The organism is Campylobacter sp. US53 (assembly GCF_004378995.1).
In the GTDB taxonomy this organism is placed as follows: domain Bacteria; phylum Campylobacterota; class Campylobacteria; order Campylobacterales; family Campylobacteraceae; genus Campylobacter_D; species Campylobacter_D jejuni.
This window is the reverse complement of record NZ_RYYH01000001.1, coordinates 171456-189452: the sequence shown is the minus strand read 5'-3', so window position 1 is coordinate 189452 and position 17997 is coordinate 171456. Positions and strand designations below refer to the sequence as shown.

At 31.3% G+C, this 17997-nt stretch carries 20 protein-coding genes and 1 pseudogene; 17 read left to right on the top strand and 4 right to left on the bottom strand.

The genetic code is table 11. From position 1 onward, the window contains the following. The first annotated feature begins 2 nt into the window (after positions 1 to 2). The 3 genes from gmk to argS are packed head-to-tail and all read left to right on the top strand — an operon-like array spanning position 3 to position 2465. Entirely contained in the window at positions 3 to 620 is a 618-nt protein-coding gene (gene gmk, locus ELQ05_RS00980) for a guanylate kinase (RefSeq protein WP_070317036.1), read from the top strand. A 1-nt stretch (position 621) separates the two neighbouring features. Continuing rightward, positions 622 to 861 (top strand): twin-arginine translocase TatA/TatE family subunit, encoded by a 240-nt coding sequence (locus ELQ05_RS00975; protein ID WP_002852866.1) that lies wholly within the window; start codon positions 622 to 624, stop codon positions 859 to 861. An 11-nt stretch (positions 862 to 872) separates the two neighbouring features. Beyond that, entirely contained in the window at positions 873 to 2465 is a 1593-nt protein-coding gene (gene argS, locus ELQ05_RS00970) for an arginine--tRNA ligase (RefSeq protein WP_134239854.1), read from the top strand. A gap of 17 nt (positions 2466 to 2482) precedes the next feature. On the opposite strand, the gene ELQ05_RS00965 is transcribed toward argS, so the two are convergent. Both ELQ05_RS00965 and ELQ05_RS00960 read right to left on the bottom strand, forming a co-directional pair. Beyond that, positions 2483 to 2791, bottom strand: coding sequence for a multidrug efflux SMR transporter (locus ELQ05_RS00965; protein ID WP_002933241.1), 309 nt, complete (start codon positions 2789 to 2791; stop codon positions 2483 to 2485). Next, positions 2791 to 3132: a multidrug efflux SMR transporter gene (locus ELQ05_RS00960; protein ID WP_088303475.1), complete on the bottom strand. Its 342-nt coding sequence runs from the start codon at positions 3130 to 3132 to the stop codon at positions 2791 to 2793. Before ELQ05_RS00960 ends, ELQ05_RS00965 begins: the two co-directional genes overlap by 1 nt. Positions 3133 to 3237: 105 nt before the next feature. Here ELQ05_RS00960 and ELQ05_RS00955 point away from each other — a divergent pair, with 105 nt between their 5' ends. The 12 genes and pseudogenes from ELQ05_RS00955 to ELQ05_RS08345 all read left to right on the top strand — a co-directional run bounded on the left by ELQ05_RS00955 (position 3238) and on the right by ELQ05_RS08345 (position 12493). Then, positions 3238 to 3945 (top strand): YebC/PmpR family DNA-binding transcriptional regulator, encoded by a 708-nt coding sequence (locus ELQ05_RS00955; RefSeq protein WP_134239853.1) that lies wholly within the window; start codon positions 3238 to 3240, stop codon positions 3943 to 3945. Positions 3946 to 3954: 9 nt separating this feature from the next. Further along, entirely contained in the window at positions 3955 to 4437 is a 483-nt protein-coding gene (locus ELQ05_RS00950) for a peptidylprolyl isomerase (protein WP_002933238.1), read from the top strand. Positions 4438 to 4592: 155 nt separating this feature from the next. Next, on the top strand, positions 4593 to 6038 hold the full coding sequence (locus ELQ05_RS00945) for a DUF3373 family protein (protein ID WP_134239852.1): 1446 nt from the start codon (positions 4593 to 4595) through the stop codon (positions 6036 to 6038). 10 nt (positions 6039 to 6048) lie between these two features. Further along, complete coding sequence (locus ELQ05_RS00940) at positions 6049 to 6276, top strand: hypothetical protein (protein WP_002861881.1); 228 nt, start codon at positions 6049 to 6051, stop codon at positions 6274 to 6276. Positions 6277 to 6355: 79 nt separating this feature from the next. Then, entirely contained in the window at positions 6356 to 6955 is a 600-nt protein-coding gene (locus ELQ05_RS00935; RefSeq protein ID WP_134239851.1) for a DedA family protein, read from the top strand. Between the two features lie 80 nt (positions 6956 to 7035). Next, complete coding sequence (locus ELQ05_RS00930) at positions 7036 to 7812, top strand: threonine/serine exporter ThrE family protein (RefSeq protein ID WP_088303471.1); 777 nt, start codon at positions 7036 to 7038, stop codon at positions 7810 to 7812. After that, positions 7809 to 8303 (top strand): threonine/serine exporter family protein, encoded by a 495-nt coding sequence (locus ELQ05_RS00925; RefSeq protein WP_002853757.1) that lies wholly within the window; start codon positions 7809 to 7811, stop codon positions 8301 to 8303. The genes ELQ05_RS00930 and ELQ05_RS00925 overlap by 4 nt, the downstream gene beginning before the upstream one ends. A 70-nt stretch (positions 8304 to 8373) precedes the next feature. Beyond that, positions 8374 to 8637 carry a zf-TFIIB domain-containing protein gene (locus ELQ05_RS00920; RefSeq protein WP_002933229.1) on the top strand — a complete coding sequence of 88 codons (264 nt, stop codon included), beginning with the start codon at positions 8374 to 8376 and terminating at the stop codon, positions 8635 to 8637. Between the two features lie 74 nt (positions 8638 to 8711). Further along, entirely contained in the window at positions 8712 to 9662 is a 951-nt protein-coding gene (gene czcD / locus ELQ05_RS00915; protein ID WP_002933228.1) for a CDF family cation-efflux transporter CzcD, read from the top strand. After that, complete coding sequence (locus ELQ05_RS00910) at positions 9652 to 9846, top strand: heavy-metal-associated domain-containing protein (RefSeq protein WP_002852760.1); 195 nt, start codon at positions 9652 to 9654, stop codon at positions 9844 to 9846. Before czcD ends, ELQ05_RS00910 begins: the two co-directional genes overlap by 11 nt. Then, complete coding sequence (copA, locus tag ELQ05_RS00905; RefSeq protein WP_134239850.1) at positions 9846 to 11945, top strand: copper-translocating P-type ATPase CopA; 2100 nt, start codon at positions 9846 to 9848, stop codon at positions 11943 to 11945. The genes ELQ05_RS00910 and copA overlap by 1 nt, the downstream gene beginning before the upstream one ends. A 77-nt stretch (positions 11946 to 12022) precedes the next feature. Further along, a pseudogene (locus tag ELQ05_RS08345) lies at positions 12023 to 12493 on the top strand (DUF2165 family protein). Here the strand turns inward: ELQ05_RS08345 and ELQ05_RS00885 are convergent. Together ELQ05_RS00885 and rho are read right to left on the bottom strand one after the other, a co-directional pair. Further along, positions 12490 to 14019 carry a DNA polymerase III subunit gamma/tau gene (locus tag ELQ05_RS00885; protein ID WP_134239849.1) on the bottom strand — a complete coding sequence of 510 codons (1530 nt, stop codon included), beginning with the start codon at positions 14017 to 14019 and terminating at the stop codon, positions 12490 to 12492. The pseudogene ELQ05_RS08345 and the gene ELQ05_RS00885 sit on opposite strands and share 4 nt — an antisense overlap. A gap of 3 nt (positions 14020 to 14022) precedes the next feature. Next, on the bottom strand, positions 14023 to 15321 hold the full coding sequence (gene rho / locus ELQ05_RS00880) for a transcription termination factor Rho (RefSeq protein ID WP_057042622.1): 1299 nt from the start codon (positions 15319 to 15321) through the stop codon (positions 14023 to 14025). Between the two features lie 109 nt (positions 15322 to 15430). On the opposite strand from rho, the gene ELQ05_RS00875 reads away from it, so the two are divergent. Continuing rightward, positions 15431 to 17788 carry a heavy metal translocating P-type ATPase gene (locus ELQ05_RS00875; RefSeq protein ID WP_088303469.1) on the top strand — a complete coding sequence of 786 codons (2358 nt, stop codon included), beginning with the start codon at positions 15431 to 15433 and terminating at the stop codon, positions 17786 to 17788. Further along, complete coding sequence (gene ccoS, locus ELQ05_RS00870) at positions 17785 to 17991, top strand: cbb3-type cytochrome oxidase assembly protein CcoS (protein ID WP_002852798.1); 207 nt, start codon at positions 17785 to 17787, stop codon at positions 17989 to 17991. Before ELQ05_RS00875 ends, ccoS begins: the two co-directional genes overlap by 4 nt. The last annotated feature ends 6 nt before the right edge of the window (positions 17992 to 17997 follow it).

The following is a 17997-nucleotide window of genomic DNA, read 5'->3' as shown; positions in this document are numbered from 1 at the left end:
AATTGCAAGGTTTTATTTTGTTGATTTCAGGTCCTAGTGGAGCTGGAAAATCAACTCTTTTAAAAAAACTTTTTGATGAATTTGAAGATGAGCTTTATTTTTCTATTTCTTCAACAACTCGCAAACCAAGAGAGGGTGAAAAAAATGGAATACATTATCATTTTATATCCCATGAAGAATTTCAAAAAGGTATAGATGGTGATCATTTTTTAGAATGGGCTAAGGTGCATGAAAATTTTTATGGCACTTCTTTAAAGCACACTCAAGATGCTTTAGATAATGGAAAAATAGTTGTTTTTGATATTGATGTGCAAGGATTTAAAATAGCCAGACAAAAAATGGCTGATAAAATTATTTCTGTTTTTATTACTACAAAAAATAAAGATGAGTTAAAAAAAAGACTTATTAAGCGAAATACTGATACAATAATACAACTAGAAAAAAGATTACAAAACGCTAGTGATGAAATGAAAGAGCTTAGCGAGTATGATTATCTTATCATTAACGATGAGTTAAAGCAAAGTTATGAAGCATTGCGAGCGATTTTAATCGCCCATAAATTTAGAACCAAAGGGCAGAATCTAGGGCAAATTCAAAATATTTGGAATAAAGGAGAATAAAATGGGTGGTTGGTCAAGTCCAAGTCATTGGTTGATTATTTTATTGATTGTTGTATTGCTTTTTGGAGCAAAAAAAATTCCAGAACTTGCAAAGGGTTTAGGCAAAGGTATTAAAACTTTTAAAGATGAAATGAATAATGATGATGAAGTAGCAAAAAATACTCAAAAAATAGAAGAAAACAAAAACACAACTAATAATACAAATGCTGATGCAAGTATAGACGAAACAAAAAAAGCTTAAGGTTTAGTCTTTTGAAAAGTATTATTTTTAATGAAATTAAAAAGATTTTAGAGTGTGATTTTACACTTGAAAATCCAAAGGATAAAAATTTAGCACATTTTGCTACCCCTTTGGCTTTTTCACTGGCTAAGGAATTAAAAAAATCTCCTATGTTAATCGCTAGCGACTTAGCGAACAAATTTCAAAATCATGATTGTTTTGAATCGGTTGAAGCTGTAAATGGGTATTTAAATTTTAGAATTTCCAAAACTTTTTTAAATGAGCTTGCAAATCAGGCTTTAACAAATCCAAATGATTTTACTAAAGGAGAAAAAAAACAAGAAAGTTTTTTGCTTGAATATGTGAGTGCAAATCCTACCGGGCCTTTACACATAGGACATGCAAGAGGCGCTGTTTTTGGAGACACCTTAACAAGACTTGCAAGACATTTGGGCTATAAATTCGATACAGAATACTATGTCAATGATGCGGGTAATCAAATTTATTTACTAGGGCTTTCTATTTTACTAAGTGTGAAAGAAAATACACTTCATGAAAATGTTGAATATCCAGAGCAATATTACAAAGGCGAATATATAGCGGATTTGGCAAAAGAAGCTTTTGAAAAATTTGGTAAAGAATTTTTTAGCGAAGAAAATATCCCTAGTTTGGCTGATTGGGCAAAAGATAAAATGCTTGTTTTGATTAAACAAAATTTAGAACAAGCAAAGATAAAAATTGACAGCTATGTAAGCGAAAGATCGTATTATGATGCTTTAAATATAACTTTAGAATCTTTAAAAGAGCATAAAGGAATTTATGAGCAAGAAGGTAAAATTTGGCTTGCTTCTTCGCAAAAAGGCGACGAAAAAGATCGTGTAATTATCCGTGAAGATGGACGCGGGACTTATTTGGCAGCAGATATTGTTTATCATAAAGATAAAATGAGTCGTGGTTATGGAAAGTGTATTAATATCTGGGGAGCAGATCATCATGGTTATATCCCTAGAATGAAAGCTGCGATGGAGTTTTTGGGATTTGACTCTAATAATCTTGAGATTATTTTAGCACAAATGGTTTCCTTGCTTAAAGATGGAGAGCCTTATAAAATGAGTAAAAGAGCAGGAAATTTTATCTTGATGAGCGATGTAGTTGATGAGATAGGAAGTGATGCTTTGCGTTATATCTTTTTGAGTAAAAAGTGTGATACTCATTTGGAATTTGATATTAGTGATTTGCAAAAAGAAGATAGCTCTAATCCTGTATATTATATCAACTACGCACACGCTAGAATTCATCAAGTATTTGCTAAAGCTGGTAAAAAAATCGATGATGTAATGAAAGCTGATTTGCAAAGTTTAAATCAAGATGGCGTAAATTTGCTTTTTGAAGCTTTGAATTTAAAGGCTATTTTAAACGATGCTTTTGAGGCTAGAGCTTTGCAAAAAATTCCTGATTATCTTAAAAATTTAGCTGCAAATTTTCATAAATTCTACAATGAAAATAAAGTTGTAGGCTCTGCAAATGAAAATGATTTACTGAAATTATTTTCTTTAGTTGCTCTTAGTATTAAAACTGCATTTTCTTTAATGGGTATTGAAGCGAAAAACAAAATGGAACATTAAAACAGCATTTTGCTGTTTTAATAATTTAGCAAAAATACTGCTATTATTACGATAATGATACCTAAAATTCCTATTTTGTTTAATTTTTCTTTATATAAAATCCATCCACCAAGACAAGTTCCTATGATGCCTATAGCACCCCAAGTTGAGTAAGCTATGCTTAAAGGAACATATTTTAAAGAAAAAGAAAGTAGAAAAAAAGCAAGTATAGCATTGATAATAGCAGCCAAGCCCCAAATTTTATGCTTAAAACCATCTGATTTTTTTAGTAATAAATTTGCTACGATATCTAACAATGCCGATAGAATAATGATAAAAATATACATTATTCTTTAACCTCGCCTATGTTAATCATGATAATTCCAATGATAGAAAGAATAATGCCTAGAATTTGAGTTAAGGTTAAACTCTCTTTAAAAACTATAAAAGAAACTAAAAGTATAAGGATAATCCCTAAAAGTTCCCATACAGCATAGGCTATGCCTATTTGAATTTTTTTAATCGCTTTACCCATAAAAAAATAAGAAAAAGCTATAAATAAAGCCATGAATATATAGCCTAAAATTTGATTTTCCATTTTTAAAAAACTAGTGCCTAAAACTTCAAATACAATAGCAGCAATCAAGAAAAACCAAGCAACAAAAAGTTCTTTTTTTGCGATATTCAAAAACTTCTCCTAAAATAAATGGTAAAATCATACCATTTAAAGCTTTAATTAGCCTTTTTAGTTTATACTTTTAAGTTTGAAAATCTTTAAAGAAAGTGAGAATTTATGGGACGAGCATTTGAATACCGAAGAGCTTCTAAAGAGGCTAGATGGGATAAAATGAGCAAGCTTTTTCCTAAGCTTGCTAAAGCCATACAAGTAGCCGCTAAAGAAGGTGGCGCTGATCCTGATATGAATCCAAAATTAAGAAGTGCCATAGCTACAGCAAAAGCAAATAATATGCCAAAAGATAATATAGATGCAGCTATTAAGCGTGCAAGTGGAAAAGATGGTGTAGATATTAAAAACATTCATTATGAAGGAAAAGCTGCACATGGAGCTTTAGTTATAGTTGAATGTATGAGCGATAACCCTACACGCACCGTGGCTAATGTTAAAGCTATTTTTAGCAAGAATGGTGGAGAAGTTTTACAAAATGGATCTTTAGGCTTTATGTTTACTAGAAAAGCGGTTTTTCATCTTGAAAAATTTGCAGGAGATTTAGAAGAATTAGAACTTGATTTGATCGATGCAGGGCTTGAAGAATTAGAACAAAATGAAGAAGAGTTGGTAATTAGCGGTAATTATACTGCCTTTGGTGAGCTAAGCTCTGCTATAGAAGCTAAGGGTTTAGTTCTTAAAAAAGCAGGACTTGAATACATACCAAACAATCCTGTAAGCTTTAGCGAAGAACAGCTTAGCGATATAGAAAAACTTTTAGATAAGTTAGATGATGATGATGATGTTCAAGCTGTTTATACAAATATAGATTAAGGAGAAATAATGATAAAAACAATTGACACAAGCAAAGTAAATGAATACAAATTTGCTCTCATAGAAACTGAAAAAGGCACAATGAAACTAAAACTTTTTGGCGATGAGGCTCCACAAACGGTTTGTAATTTTGCTACTTTGGCTAATGAAGGATTTTATAAAGATTTAAATTTTCATCGTGTGATCCCAAATTTTGTTATACAAGGAGGTTGTCCGCACGGCAATGGTATAGGTGGACCTGGATATGAAATCATTTGTGAATGTGATGATCAAGAACATAAACATGAGCGTGGAACTTTATCTATGGCACACGCAGGACGCGATACGGGTGGCTCTCAATTTTTTATTTGTCACAGCCCTCAAGCTCATTTAGATGGAGTTCATACTGTTTTTGGGCAAATTGATCCAAAAGATAAGGAAAGTTTAGAAGTTTTAGACTCTATACGCCAAGGAGATAAAATTCTAGATATAAAAATTTGCGATAAAATTTAAAATTTTAAAACTTTTTTGAAACTATAATTTACAAAGCTAGTCCATAAGTTTGACTAGCTAAAAATAATTAACACATAATTTTTTTTAAAGCTTTTTTTTCTATAATTATAATTTTATTTCAGTTAAATGTAACAAAATTACAAGGAGTTATGATTATGAAAACTAAGTTTTCACTTATTTTAAGTGCTTGTCTTCTTTCATCTTCACTTTTTGCTAAAAATGCAGATGATGAGATAACCAAGCTTCAAAAACAGCTTGCGCAAATTCAAGCCGAACTTGCACAAATCAGAAAAGAAAGAGAAGCTCAAGCTAAGCAAAATGAAGCTGTAAAAGCTGAACTTGCCGATCTTAATGATAGAGCTGATGAAACAGAATTTCAAGCTGCTTTAAGCAAGGTTAAATTTGGTCTTGAGTTTTCAACAGCGGTTTCAAATACAAACTATAAAGTTAGCGGACAAGATTATAGTGCTAACAACAAATGGATGAATGAGCTTCATTTAAATATGAATGCTGATATTAATGATAAAACCAAATTCTATGGTCGTTTATCTATGGCTAAAAACTGGTCTCAAATGGGTTGGAGTGGTACTCCTTATGACTTAGATGCAGGAAGAAACACAAGAACAAGTGGACCTGTACTTTATGTAGATAGGGCTTATCTTGACTACTATATCACACCTGAGTGGATTGCGACTGTAGGAAGACAACCAGGAACCGATGGTCCAGGAAGTAATCTTAGAAACAATGCTTTAAGACAATCCACTTATCCAGCCTTAGCAATCAATGCTCTAGGTGATGCAGCGGTGATCACTTATAAGCCTGAAAGTTTGCAAGATCATAAGGTAGCTATCCGTGCAGCTTATGGTAAAACTTATCAATGGGATGAAGAAGGCAAGGTAAGAGACTGGATGAGCGATCAAAAAGATGCTGATGCAAATCTTTATTATGCTGCAGTAGAAGGAGAGCTTCCTATAGAAGGCATGGGAGATAATTTAATATTATTTAATATTGCATATTTAAGCGATTTTGCTTTACCACTTAACAATGGTCCAATTGGTTTACCTAATAATGGTACTACTACTATTCTTGATGATGATGGTGTAGTAAATTTAGGAGATTTAACTATAGCAAATCTTCATTTTGAAAATTACAAAGCTTTTGGGACAAATTTCAACTATTTCATCTCCTTGGGTTATTCTCATGGAAATAACAATCAATTAAGTTCGACATTAAGTGGAATTCTTCAAAAACAAGGTTATGGCGATGGCAAGTTTAATGAAGAAGATGGCTATGCGGTACATGTAGGTGGACGCTATGATTTTACCAAGGCTTTAAAAGTAGGGTATGAGTTCTTCTGGGGAAGTAGATACTGGTATACTATGAGCCGTCCAAGTATCAATGATCCACTTAATATAAGAATGACAAGAGGAACGGCTCACGATGTTTATGTGATTTATCAACTTGATAGATATCAATTCTTGCGCTTAAGCTATACCAATATCCAAAATAAATGGGGAAATCGTGGCTTACCATTTGGTGGAGCGAAAAAAGATAAAGCAAGAGCTGATAATATCATGTTAATGTATAATGTAAAATTCTAAGGAGCAAAAGATGAGAAAAATACTTTTTGCAAGTTTATTACCTATCATTGCTTTGGCTGATTGTGCAAGTTTGATGGCAAAATACGAAGCTCCAGAGCCAGAGTCAAAAACAATGAAACAAGTTGAACGCTGGATTAGTAAAAAAGTTAGCGATCCAGCTGATGCTGCTGTTTTAAAAGAGTGCATGATCGCTCGTGCAGCAGACAATCCAAATCAAGTTTCAGTTGCAGGTAAATAAAAAAAGCGGTGTAAAACCGCTTTTTACTGTTTAATTTTTTAGCTACAATTTTTTAAAATTTTCTTCAAATAAGGCTAATATGCAAGAAACCATTTCTTTTATTGTTGAGACGGCTAGTGCTTGGGGGTATTTGGGTATTATTATCTTAATGACCCTAGAGAGTTGTTTTATACCTTTTCCAAGTGAAGTTGTTATGATACCTGCTGGATATTTAGCACATAAAGGTGAACTTGATATTACTTTTTGTATACTTAGTGGGACTTTAGGTTCTGTTTTAGGGGCTTTGATTAATTATTATATTTGCTTTTTTTGGGGTAAAAATTTTGTATTAAAATGGGGTAAGTATTTTGGTATAAATGAAGCCAAATTTGCTAAATTTGAAGAATTTTTTAACAAACATGGGGAATTTTCAACCTTTACTTGTCGTCTTTTACCAGGAATTCGTCAGTACATCTCTATGCCCGCAGGTTTGGTAAAAATGAAACTTGTAAATTTTATACTTTTTACTGCGCTTGGTAGTGCTATTTGGGTGGCTATACTTGTATTTTTGGGTTATTATATAGGACAAAATGAAGAGTTGATTAAAACTTATTTAACTCAAATTTTAATCATTATAATTATTTTTGTGATTTTCGCAAGCTTAATTTATATCAAAATCAAAAAGCCTTTTAGTAAATGATTTAAATTGTAAATATTTTTTCTTTATTATTTTCAAATTTGCTATAATTATAATAAATTCAAGTTAAAGATGATTAAAATATGGAAAAACCTGATATACAAAGATTAACTAATTTTTTAATCGTATATACTAAAACTTTATTAAGCGCTGGAACTTATACAGCTAGGGTAGCAAAATGCGTAGGAAGAATAGCCGAGGTTTATGGCTATGAGATCAATATCAATTTCTTTTTTCATCATATTACTTTAAATATTGTAGATATAGATGATAACTCCATTCAAAGAACTTATGTTATACCCAATCATCATGCCCATGTTAATTTTAAGCTTATTTTTGATTTAAGTGCTTTAAGCTGGGCTATATATGATCACAAATACGATCTTGAAAAAGCAAAAGTCGTTTTTGAGCAAATTTCTCAACAAAAAAAGCATTCTTATTTGCTTAATCTTTTATTTGTTTCTATGGCAAATTCGGCTTTTTGTAGGCTTTTTGGTGGTGATTTTGGCGCTGGAAATTTAGTGTTTTTTGCAACTTTTGTGGGATTGTTGTTAAGATATATTTTAACTAAAGCAAAGATTGATTTAAGAATTCAATACATCCTTTGTTCTTTTGTCTCATCGTGGTTTGTATTTTTTGGACTGGATATGGGATATACCAATACCTCTGATGTGGCTTTGGGTTCTAGTATCTTGTATCTTATACCAGGGGTATTTTTTATAAATTCTGTGATTGATATATTAAAAGATCATATTTTAATGGGGTTTAGTCGTATTATCAGCGTGGCTATTTTGATTTGTTGTATAGCACTTGGAATTTACATGACGCTTAGTATTTCAGATTTTGGGATTTTAAGATGATTGAATTTATTTTAAGAGATATGTTTTTTGCTGCTGTGGCGGGATTTGGCTTTGCTTATGCTTGCAATCCACCTTTAAAAACCCTTATTTTATCTGCTCTTTTAGCGGCAATTGCACATGGGCTTCGTTTTACTTTGGTGGAATATTTTCATTTTCAAACTTTAGCAATCGCAACTTTTGTTGCCTCATTTTGCATAGGATGTTTAGGAATTGCTTTAGCAAAAATCATCAAAACCCCTGCTGAAATTATCGCTTTTCCTGCTCTTATTCCTATGATACCTGGAATTTATGCTTATAAAGCGATTTTGTATCTTATTTCTTTTATACGCAGTGATGATTTGAAGGCTAAGTCTGAATTTTTGGTTCAATTTTTTGATTATTTTTTTACAACCGTTTCTGTGACTTTGGCTCTAGCTATAGGAGTGAGTGTTACTTTGCTTATATTTTTTGAACAAAGTTTTATGATGACTAGACATGCAAAAAAACATTAAAACTTGTTGTAAAATTGTTTAATATTTCTTTTTATAATTTTAAATCAAAAATTTAAAAAAAAGGTATTGTATGTTATGTCCAGTTTGTAATGTAGATTTGATTATGAGTGATAGAAGTGGAGTTGAGATTGATTATTGTCCAAAGTGTCGTGGCGTTTGGCTTGATCGTGGAGAACTTGACAAAATCATAGAACGCAGTGTCCCTAATACAGCAAATTTTAACCAAGCTCCAAGACAAGAGTCAAGATATAATGACTCAGCTTATCATCAGCACAATGATTACTATAAAAAGAAAAAGAAAGAAAGTTGGCTAGGCGAGCTTTTTGACTTTTAATTTTTATAAAAATAACAAAAATTTATATCCTTTTTAACTTAATATCTTAAAATGTCAAGCAAAAAGGATATAAGATGTATAAATTTTTATCACACGAGCCTTTAGCTAACAAATCTTGTCATCATAATCACGAAGAACATTCTCATGAACATCATCATTCCCATGCTGATGCAAGGAGTATGGATAAAAAGATTTTAAAAATTTCTCTTTTAATGACTTTTTCTATGATGCTTGTGCAATTTATTTATTCAATCCTTTCAAATTCTTTGGCACTTTTAAGCGATACTTTGCATATGTTTTCTGATGTTTTTGCCTTAGCTCTTAGTTTTTTAGCCATTATTGCTGTAGAAAAATGGCAAGATCATCAAAAGACCTTTGGGTATTTTCGTCTTGAAGTTTTAGTGGCTTTTATCAATGCTTTAACCATTATTTTATCGGCTTTATTTATCATTTATGAGGCTATAGAAAAATTTATTAATCCAAAAGAAATTGACGCTAAAACCATGATAATTGTAGCTATTTTGGGCTTTTTGGTAAACGGGGTTAATGCTTTGATGATGTTTAAGGGTGCAAATTTAGAAAATGTCAATATGAAATCCGCTTTTTTACATATGATGAGCGATTTATTGGGTTCTTTAGCGGTTATTATAGGTGGGATAGTGGTGTATTTTAGTGGTATTGTTTATATAGATACGATTTTAGCTATTGTATTATCAATCTTGCTTTTAAGATGGGCGATTATCTTGCTTAAACAAAGCGCTAATGTCTTGCTTGAAAGTTCTCCTGTGGATATAGAAAAAGTAAAACAAGTTTTGCTTTTAAATCCTAGTGTGGATGAGGTGGTGGATTTGCATATTACTCAAATTACCAATAAAATGCTAGTAGCTTCTATGCATTTAAAAGTGAAAGTTTGTGATCTAAAGGAATTTGAAAAACTATCTCAGGATTTATCCCATAAATTACTACATGAATTTGAAATCGGACACATTACTATACAACCTATAAGGAGTGAAAATGAAATTTAAAGTAAAAAATGTTAATTGCATGAATTGTGTAAATTTGATTAAAAATTCCCTTGAAGATGAATTTGGAAATATAGAAGTGGATTTGGAGCAAAAAATTTTAAGTTTAAATTTAGAAGAAAATCAAGTATCAAATTTTACAAAAGAATTTCAAGATTTAGGTTTTGAGATTGTGGAGCGTTTATAATGGAAGAATTGCGTATAAAAATAGGTAAAATGACTTGCGTTAATTGTTCTAATGCCATAGAAAGATCTTGTAAAAAAATTGATGGTGTTAAAGATGCTAGCGTTTCTTATGTGAATTCTAGCGGGGTTTTTTTACTTGAAAATCAAGAAAAACGCAAAGATATCATCGCAAAAATTAAGAATTTAGGCTTTGAAATTTTAGAAGATGAACAAAGCTTGAACGCATACAAGGCAAAAAAACACTTAGAGTTAAGAAAAAATTTGCTTTTAAGTATAGTTTTGAGTGTGATTATTATGTATTTTGAAATGTTTGTTAAAAGTTCTTTTTCGCAAAATATCCAAATGGCTTTGAGTTTTTTTGGGATATTTTATTGCGGGAGAGACTTTTTTTCTCATGCTTTTTTAGGCCTTAAAAGCAAAAATTTAGATATGAATACCCTTGTAGCTTTGGGGACTTTGAGTGCTTTTGTGTATTCTTTTTTAGTGTATTTGCAAATTTTTAAAGAAGAAGATTTGTATTTTAGTGGTGCAATGATGATTATTTCCTTTGTGCTTTTAGGAAAATATCTTGAAAGTAAGGCTAAATTTAAGGCACAAGATTATCAAAGAATTTTAGAAAATATAGACACAAAAAAGACAAAAATTTTGCTTGAAGATGAAAGTATTAAAGAAATTCCAAGTTCTTTTGTCAAAAGTGGCGATGTGCTTTTGGTAAAAGAAGGAGAAAGCATTGTTGCAGATGGAGTGGTGCTTTTAGGAAGCGCAGAGCTTGATATGAGTTTTTTAAATGGGGAGTTTTTGCCTGTTTTAAAAAAAGAAGGCGATGAAGTTCAAGCAGGAGCAGTGGTTTTAAATGGTGTTTTAAGGATTAAAGCAAATAAAAAGGCTATGGATAGTACTTTAGAACAAATCAAAAATCTAGTTTTTGAAGCAGGAAATATCAAAAGTCCTTTGGCAAATTTAGCAGATCAAATTTCTAAATACTTTGTAGGGGGTATAATATTTTTTGCTTTTTTAGTTTTTGTTTTTTGGGTGGTAAAAGCAGATTTAAATACAGCTTTTTTGCACGCTTGTGCTGTGCTTTTGATTTCTTGTCCTTGCGCTTTAGGTCTTGCAACGCCTATAGCTTTGGTTGTGGCAAGTTCAAATGCGGCAAAAAATTTCATTCTTATTAAAAATCCTGCTGCTTTGGAAAAATTAGCCTTGGTTAAGTATGCTTTTTTTGATAAAACAGGTACATTAACAAAGGAAAATTTGAGTATTTTTAAACACAATCTTTCTAAAGATGATTTTGATAAATTGTGTCAAATTGAAAGTTTAAGCTCTCATCCTATAGCCAAGGCTTTACATAAAGATCAAATTTTTGATTTAAAGGGTGAAGGAAGAGTGATTGTGGGTTCTGGCATAAAATACAAAGAAGATAATGATATTTATCTTGTAGGTAGTGCGGAGTTTTTGCACGAAAATGAAGTTGACACAAAAGAAAGCGATATCTTTTTTGATTCTTTTAAAGAATATGTTAGGGTGTATTTTGCTAAGAATAAAAAGTGTTTAGGCAGTGTTTTATTAAGCAATGCTTTAAAAGATGGGGCTAAAGAGCTTGTGTTAAATTTAAAAGGGCAAAATCTTAAAACTTTTATTTTAAGTGGTGATCATATAGAAAATGTAGAAAAAATAGCCAAAGAATTACAAATAGATGAATTTCACGCTCAACTTAAGAGTGAAGAAAAACTACAAATCATTCAAAAATTTAAAAAAACTCTTTTTGTAGGAGATGGGATCAATGATGCGGCGGCTTTATCTGCTGCAAGCGTGAGTATGAGTTTTTCAAAGGCAAATGAGCTTGCAAAAAAAACAGGAGATTTTATCTTGATAAAGGATGATTTATCAGCGATTTTTAAATGTTTTAAACTTGCTAAAAAAACACGCAGTATTATTAAGCTAAATCTTTTTTGGGCTTTTATATATAATATATTTTGCATTCCTATCGCAGCAGGATTTGTGCCTTTTATCACTTTAAGTCCTCATATAGCAGCACTTGCAATGTGTTTTAGCTCTGTTACCGTGGTGCTTAATTCTTTAAGACTTAAAAGAATTTAAAAATTTAATTTTTATTAATAATATATTATTAAAATGGTATAAATGTAATAAAAATGTTTTTGCATAAGTAAAATGATTTGATTTTCAAAAATTATTTTGCATCGTTAGCAGGTATAGTGGTTTTTGGAAATGTGATAGATTACAATTCTAATTTCCAATTTGTTTCGCATGTGATGAGTATGGATACAAAGCCTGATTTATTTAGGTAATGCTATGTTTATAGGGCTATTACTTTTCCTGTGATTCATCATATAAGCTATATAGCAATTATTCTTTTTGAACTTTTATTGCCTTAACAGCTCTAAAAAGGTGCTTATGATATGTTTAAAGCTAGAAATTTAGATGTTCAAAACTTTCATAATGTTAAGATTTTTGGGATTATTTCTTTAATTTGTTGTTGTATTTTATGGTTTGCCTTCCAAGTAGTTGCTGCAGAATGGTTTGAAATGTGGATGAGTAATGTTTGGAACGGTTTACCTGATGCTACAAGATTGGTAACTTATATGTTTTTAGCTTTGATTTTCATCTCTCTTAAAAATGATGATTAATTTTCTATACTAGGCTCTCCAAAACAATCTTTAAGAGCCTCTTTAAGATCTTCTTGTGGGTCAAATTTTTTGGCCCCTTCTTTAAGCATATTAATAGAACTTTGAATATCTATGTTTTTATTTTCATTGTTTGGTAATTCTTGAGTTAAGGATTGAAGCTTATTTTCATCAATTGTTAGTGCTTTTTGCACATTAATTTTAGCATTTTCTCCAAATTTAGCTTTAAAAAGTTCTTGTATGAGTTTAAAACCTTTATTGAGTGTGTCGCGATTTTGTCCTTGTGCGTTTGAGCTTATATTTAAGGTATTGTTTTCAAAACTAATAAATTTTGTGCTTTGTTTAAAGCATTCTGCAAGATCAAAATCCCTATCATAAATACTATCAAGCAAGATTTCATAAGCATTTTTTTCTATTTTTTTCTCAAGATTAGGTATGATAGGAGCAGGTGTGATCCTAGGTGTAATATTTGTTGTATTTTCTTGTTTGATTTCTTGGATTTGTGCGTCAATTTCTTTTAAATGACTTGCTTCCATCATCATAAAAGCCATAACACAAAGTGTAAAGCCATCATCATCACAAAGCATATTTTTAGCTTTTGATAAAATACGGAAAAATCTTTCATAAATTAAAGTAGAAAATTCTGTACTTTTTGCAAAAAAGCTTTCTTTTAAATAAAAAAGCATTTCATCAATCACGCTTGAGGCTTCATAGTCTTGTAATTCTTCCAAATATGCAAAAACTTTTTCTTTGTCTTTTGTTAAAATAGCCTGATAAAAGGCTTTGATTTTTTGAGGATCTAAAAAGCCTAGCATATCTGTAATTTTACTAATGCTGATTTCATTTTGACAAAAAATAATAGCTTGGTCAAGCAAGGTTAAAGTATCTCTTAAAGATCCGTTGCCACTTCTTGCTATAAATTTTAAAGCTTCTTCTTCAAATTTAACATTTTCTTTAAGTAAAATTTCTTTAAGATGATTTAAAATTTCACTTTGTGGAATTTGTTTAAAACGAAAATGTTGCGTTCTTGAAAGCACAGTAGCTGGAAGTTTTAAAGGATCTGTGGTTGCAAGTATAAATTTAACATAGTTTGGTGGTTCTTCTAAGGTTTTTAAAAGCGCATTTGCAGCCTGTTGGGTAAGCATATGCACTTCATCGATGATGAAAATTTTAAATCTTGCCATAGAAGGGGTGTATTTGGTTTGTTCGATTAAGGTTTGTATGTCTTCAAGTCCACGGTTGCTTGCAGCATCCATTTCTATAATGTCTATATGTTTGCCTTCAAGTGCTGCAAGACAGTGTTTGCAAGTACCACATGGAGTATCACTTGGCCCTTGTTCGCAAACTAAAGCACGAGAAAAAATTCTAGCACTTGAAGTTTTTCCACTTCCTCTAAGTCCTGAAAAAAGATAAGCATGAGCTAAGCGATTATGATTTAGAGCGTATTTTAAACTTACGCTAACTGTTTTTTGTCCTATGAGTTCATCAAAGGTTTTTGGTCTGTATTTAATCGCTAAAGCTTGAAGCATTTTCTACTCGTTCATTATAGATAAAAGTTCTACATTGTCTTTGGTTTTAAGCATTTTAGAATATAAAAATTTCAACGCCTCAACATCATCCATTTGAGAAATTGCTGAACGGATTGCCCAAATTTTTTGAAGATTTGCTACGCCTTGGAGTAATTCTTCTTTTCTTGTTCCTGATTTGATGATATTAATTGCAGGATAAATTCTTCTATCGGCGATATTTCTATCAAGAACTATTTCGCTATTTCCTGTACCTTTAAATTCTTCAAAAATTACATCATCCATTCTTGAACCTGTATCAATTAAAGCTGTAGCAACTATGGTTAAAGAGCCTCCATTTTCTATATTTCTAGCTGCGCCAAAGAAGCGTTTTGGTTTATGTAGGGCATTAGCATCTACCCCACCGCTTAGGACTTTTCCGCTGCTTGGAGTTGCGGTGTTATAAGCACGCGCCAGTCTTGTGATGCTATCAAGTAAGATAATAACATCTTTTCCTGTTTCTACCATTCTTTTGGCTTTTTCTATCACGAGTTCAGCTACACGCACGTGATTATAAGCAGGTAAATCAAAAGTAGAACTAAAAACTTCACCTTTTACACATCTTTGCATATCGGTAACTTCTTCAGGTCTTTCATCGACTAAAAGCACGATTAAATGCATTTCTGGGTGGTTTTTTGCAATAGCAGCAGCAAGTTCTTTCATAAGCTCTGTTTTACCTGTGCGTGGTGGAGCAACGATGAGTCCGCGTTGTCCTTTTCCTATAGGAGTAAAAAGATCCAAAACACGACCCGTAAGCTTCATAGCATCGTATTCGAGTTTGATTTTTTCTGTTGGAAAAATAGGGGTTAAGTTATCAAATAAAGGTCTTTCTTTGGCTTCTTGCAAAGGTAGATAATTGATCGCTTCGATTTTTAAAAGAGCGTAGTATTTTTCTTGATCTTTTGGTTCTCTTACCTGTCCTGTAACGATGTCGCCTACACGCAGAGCAAATTTTCTAATTTGTGAATTTGAAACATAAGCGTCATTAACACTATCGCTAAGATTAGAGTCCATGCCTCTTAAAAAGCCATAACCTTCAGAAGAAATTTCTAAAATCCCTGTAAAAAGTATGAAACCGCCTTTTTTTGTTTGTGCTTTTAAAATTTCAAAAATAAGTTCTTGGCGGCGAAATTCTCTTGGATTTTCGATTTCACATTCATTAGCGATTTTAACTAGATTTTCTAGATCTAATAATTTTAATTCTTCGATTTTATAACCTTCCACTGGAACGTGGGTTCTTTGATGTTGTTTTTTTTCTTTTTCCATAAGTCCTCGTAAGATTTAGCAGAATAATTTTTGTAAAATGTGATTTTAGTAAAAAAATGCACTTTTTGTCAAATTTTGTTTATAATTATAAAAAATATTTTTTTAAAGAATGATTATGAAATGTGAACATTGTAAACTTGATTATAAACAGGCTCAAATGATAGAGTATAAGGGTAAATTTTTTTGTTGTAAGGGTTGTGAGAGCGTTTGGGAAATTTTACATGAAAGTGGACTAGATGAGTTTTATGAAAAGCTTGGAAATCAAACCTTAAGCCCTGTAAATTTTCAAAATGAAATGAAAAATTATGATGAGTTTATCACTAAAACCAAAGAAGGATTTAGTGAAATTTATCTTATGATACATGGTATAGAATGTGCAGCTTGTGTGTGGCTTAATGAGAAAATTTTAACCAAGCAAGAAGGAATTTTAGAACTTGATATCAATCATTTAAGCCATAAAGCACGCATTGTTTTTGATGAGCAAAGTATTTCTTTGGTGCAAATTTTAAGACTTATTGAAAGCATAGGTTATAAAGCGAGTGCTTATGATGCGAGCAAGGCTTCAAAAAAAGCGGATTTACTAAAAAGGGAATTTTATTCTAAGCTTGTTGTGGCTATAGCTTGTGTGATGAATATCATGTGGATAGCAGTGGCAAAATACGCAGGACTTTTTAGCGGTATGGATAAGGATACTAAGGATATTTTAAATTTTGCTGAATTTATCCTTTGTTCTCCTGTGCTTTTTTATACGGGATCTCATTTTTATAAAAGCGCTTTTAAAACTTTAAAAATGCATAGTTTAAATATGGATGTATTGGTAATTAGCGGAGCGAGTTTGGCTTATGTTTATTCTTTATGGGCTATGTTTTTTAGGGTAGGGGAGGTGTATTTTGACTCCGTGGCGATGATAATTTGCTTTGTGTTTATAGGTAAATATCTTGAGATGTTTAGTAAAAAGCGTGCTTTAGATACTATAGATGGGCTTAATGATTTTTTACAAAATGAAGTTTTAGTTTTCAATGGTAAAGAATTTGTTCCTAAAGAAGTGCAAAAGGTTTGTTTGGGAGATAGAATTTTACTTAAAACTGGAGATAAAATTTTAATCGATGGGATTTGTAAAAGTGGTGAAATGAGTGTGGATACTTCTTCTTTAAATGGAGAAAATATCCCAAAACTCATACAAAAAGAAGATGAAATTTTTTCAGCTTGTATAGTGCTTGATGGAAGTGTGGAGTATGAAGCAACAAAGCTTTACAAAGATTCAAAACTCAGTCAAATTATTCAGCTTTTAGAACTTGCAAGTTCTAAAAAAGCAAAACTTGAAAGTTTGGTCAATAGTCTTTCGGCTTATTTTTCTAGAACGGTTTTATTGATTGCTTTTATTTGTTTTGCTTTTTGGTTTTTTTACAAGGAAGCGAGTTTTGAAATTTCTTTAGTCAATGCGATTGCGGTTTTGATTATCGCTTGTCCTTGTGCTTTGGCTTTAGCAACACCAGTGAGCAATCTTGTGGCCTTAGGTAGGGCTTTAAAAAAGCATATTTTGTTTAAAAGTTCTAGCGTGATAGAAGATTTAAGCAAATGTGATTGTGTGATGTTTGATAAAACAGGTATTTTGACTAAAATAGAGCTTGAACTTAAAGAGGTTTTTTTGGATAAAGCGCTTGATTTAAATGAGCTTTATAATTTTGTAAAACTTTCTAAACACCCTATCTCTCAAAATATTGCGTCATATTTAAAGCAAAAAGGAGCTAAGGATTTAAATTTAGATTTTAAAAAGCATTCGAGTATTCAAGCTAAAGGTTTAAGTGCTGAGTTAAATGAAGAGTTGCTTTTAGGTGGAAGTTCTAAATTTTTGCAAGAAAAGGGTATTGTAACTAAAGAATTTGATAATACGCATTTTATTTTTGCTAAGGAAGGTAAAATTTTAGCTTTTTTTGAGTTTGATAGTGTTTTAAGAGAAGGTGCAAAAGAGCTTATTGCTTATCTTAAAAAAGAAAAGAAAGAATTAATGATACTAAGTGGCGATCATCAAAAAGCAGTGGAAAAAATCGCTAAAAAGTTAGAAATTCAAAATTATCAAGCTTCTTGTTTGCCTGAAGATAAAATGAAAACTATAGAAAATTTAAGCAAAAATTACAAAGTTTTATTTGTAGGCGATGGGGTAAATGACGCTCTAGCTTTAAAATACGCAAGTGTTTCGATGACTTTAAGAGAAGGAAGTGATCTAGCTATAGAAAGTAGTGATGTTTTACTTTTGAAAAATGACTTGCTTTCTTTAAAAAAAGCCATAAAATTATCTAAAAACACCTTTAAAATTATCAAGCAAAATCTTGCTTTTTCTTTGTTTTATAATGCTTGTACCATACCTTTGGCTTTTTTGGGCATGATTAATCCTTTGTTCGCTGCTATTTCTATGTCTTTTAGTAGTATAATAGTCGTTTTAAATGCTTTAAGGATCAAAGAATGAATAGTATAATCATGATGATGATAGGGGTGTCTATCTTAGCGTTTTTTATCATTTTGGCAACTTTGCTTTGGGGGATTAAAAATAAGCAGTTTGATGATGATTATAAATTTACTACTTTAAATGACGATGAGGATTCTTTGCGTGATGCTATAGAATTAGAAAGGCGTAAAAAAGAAGCTTTGGATAAAAAAAGGCTTTCTTAAAAAGGA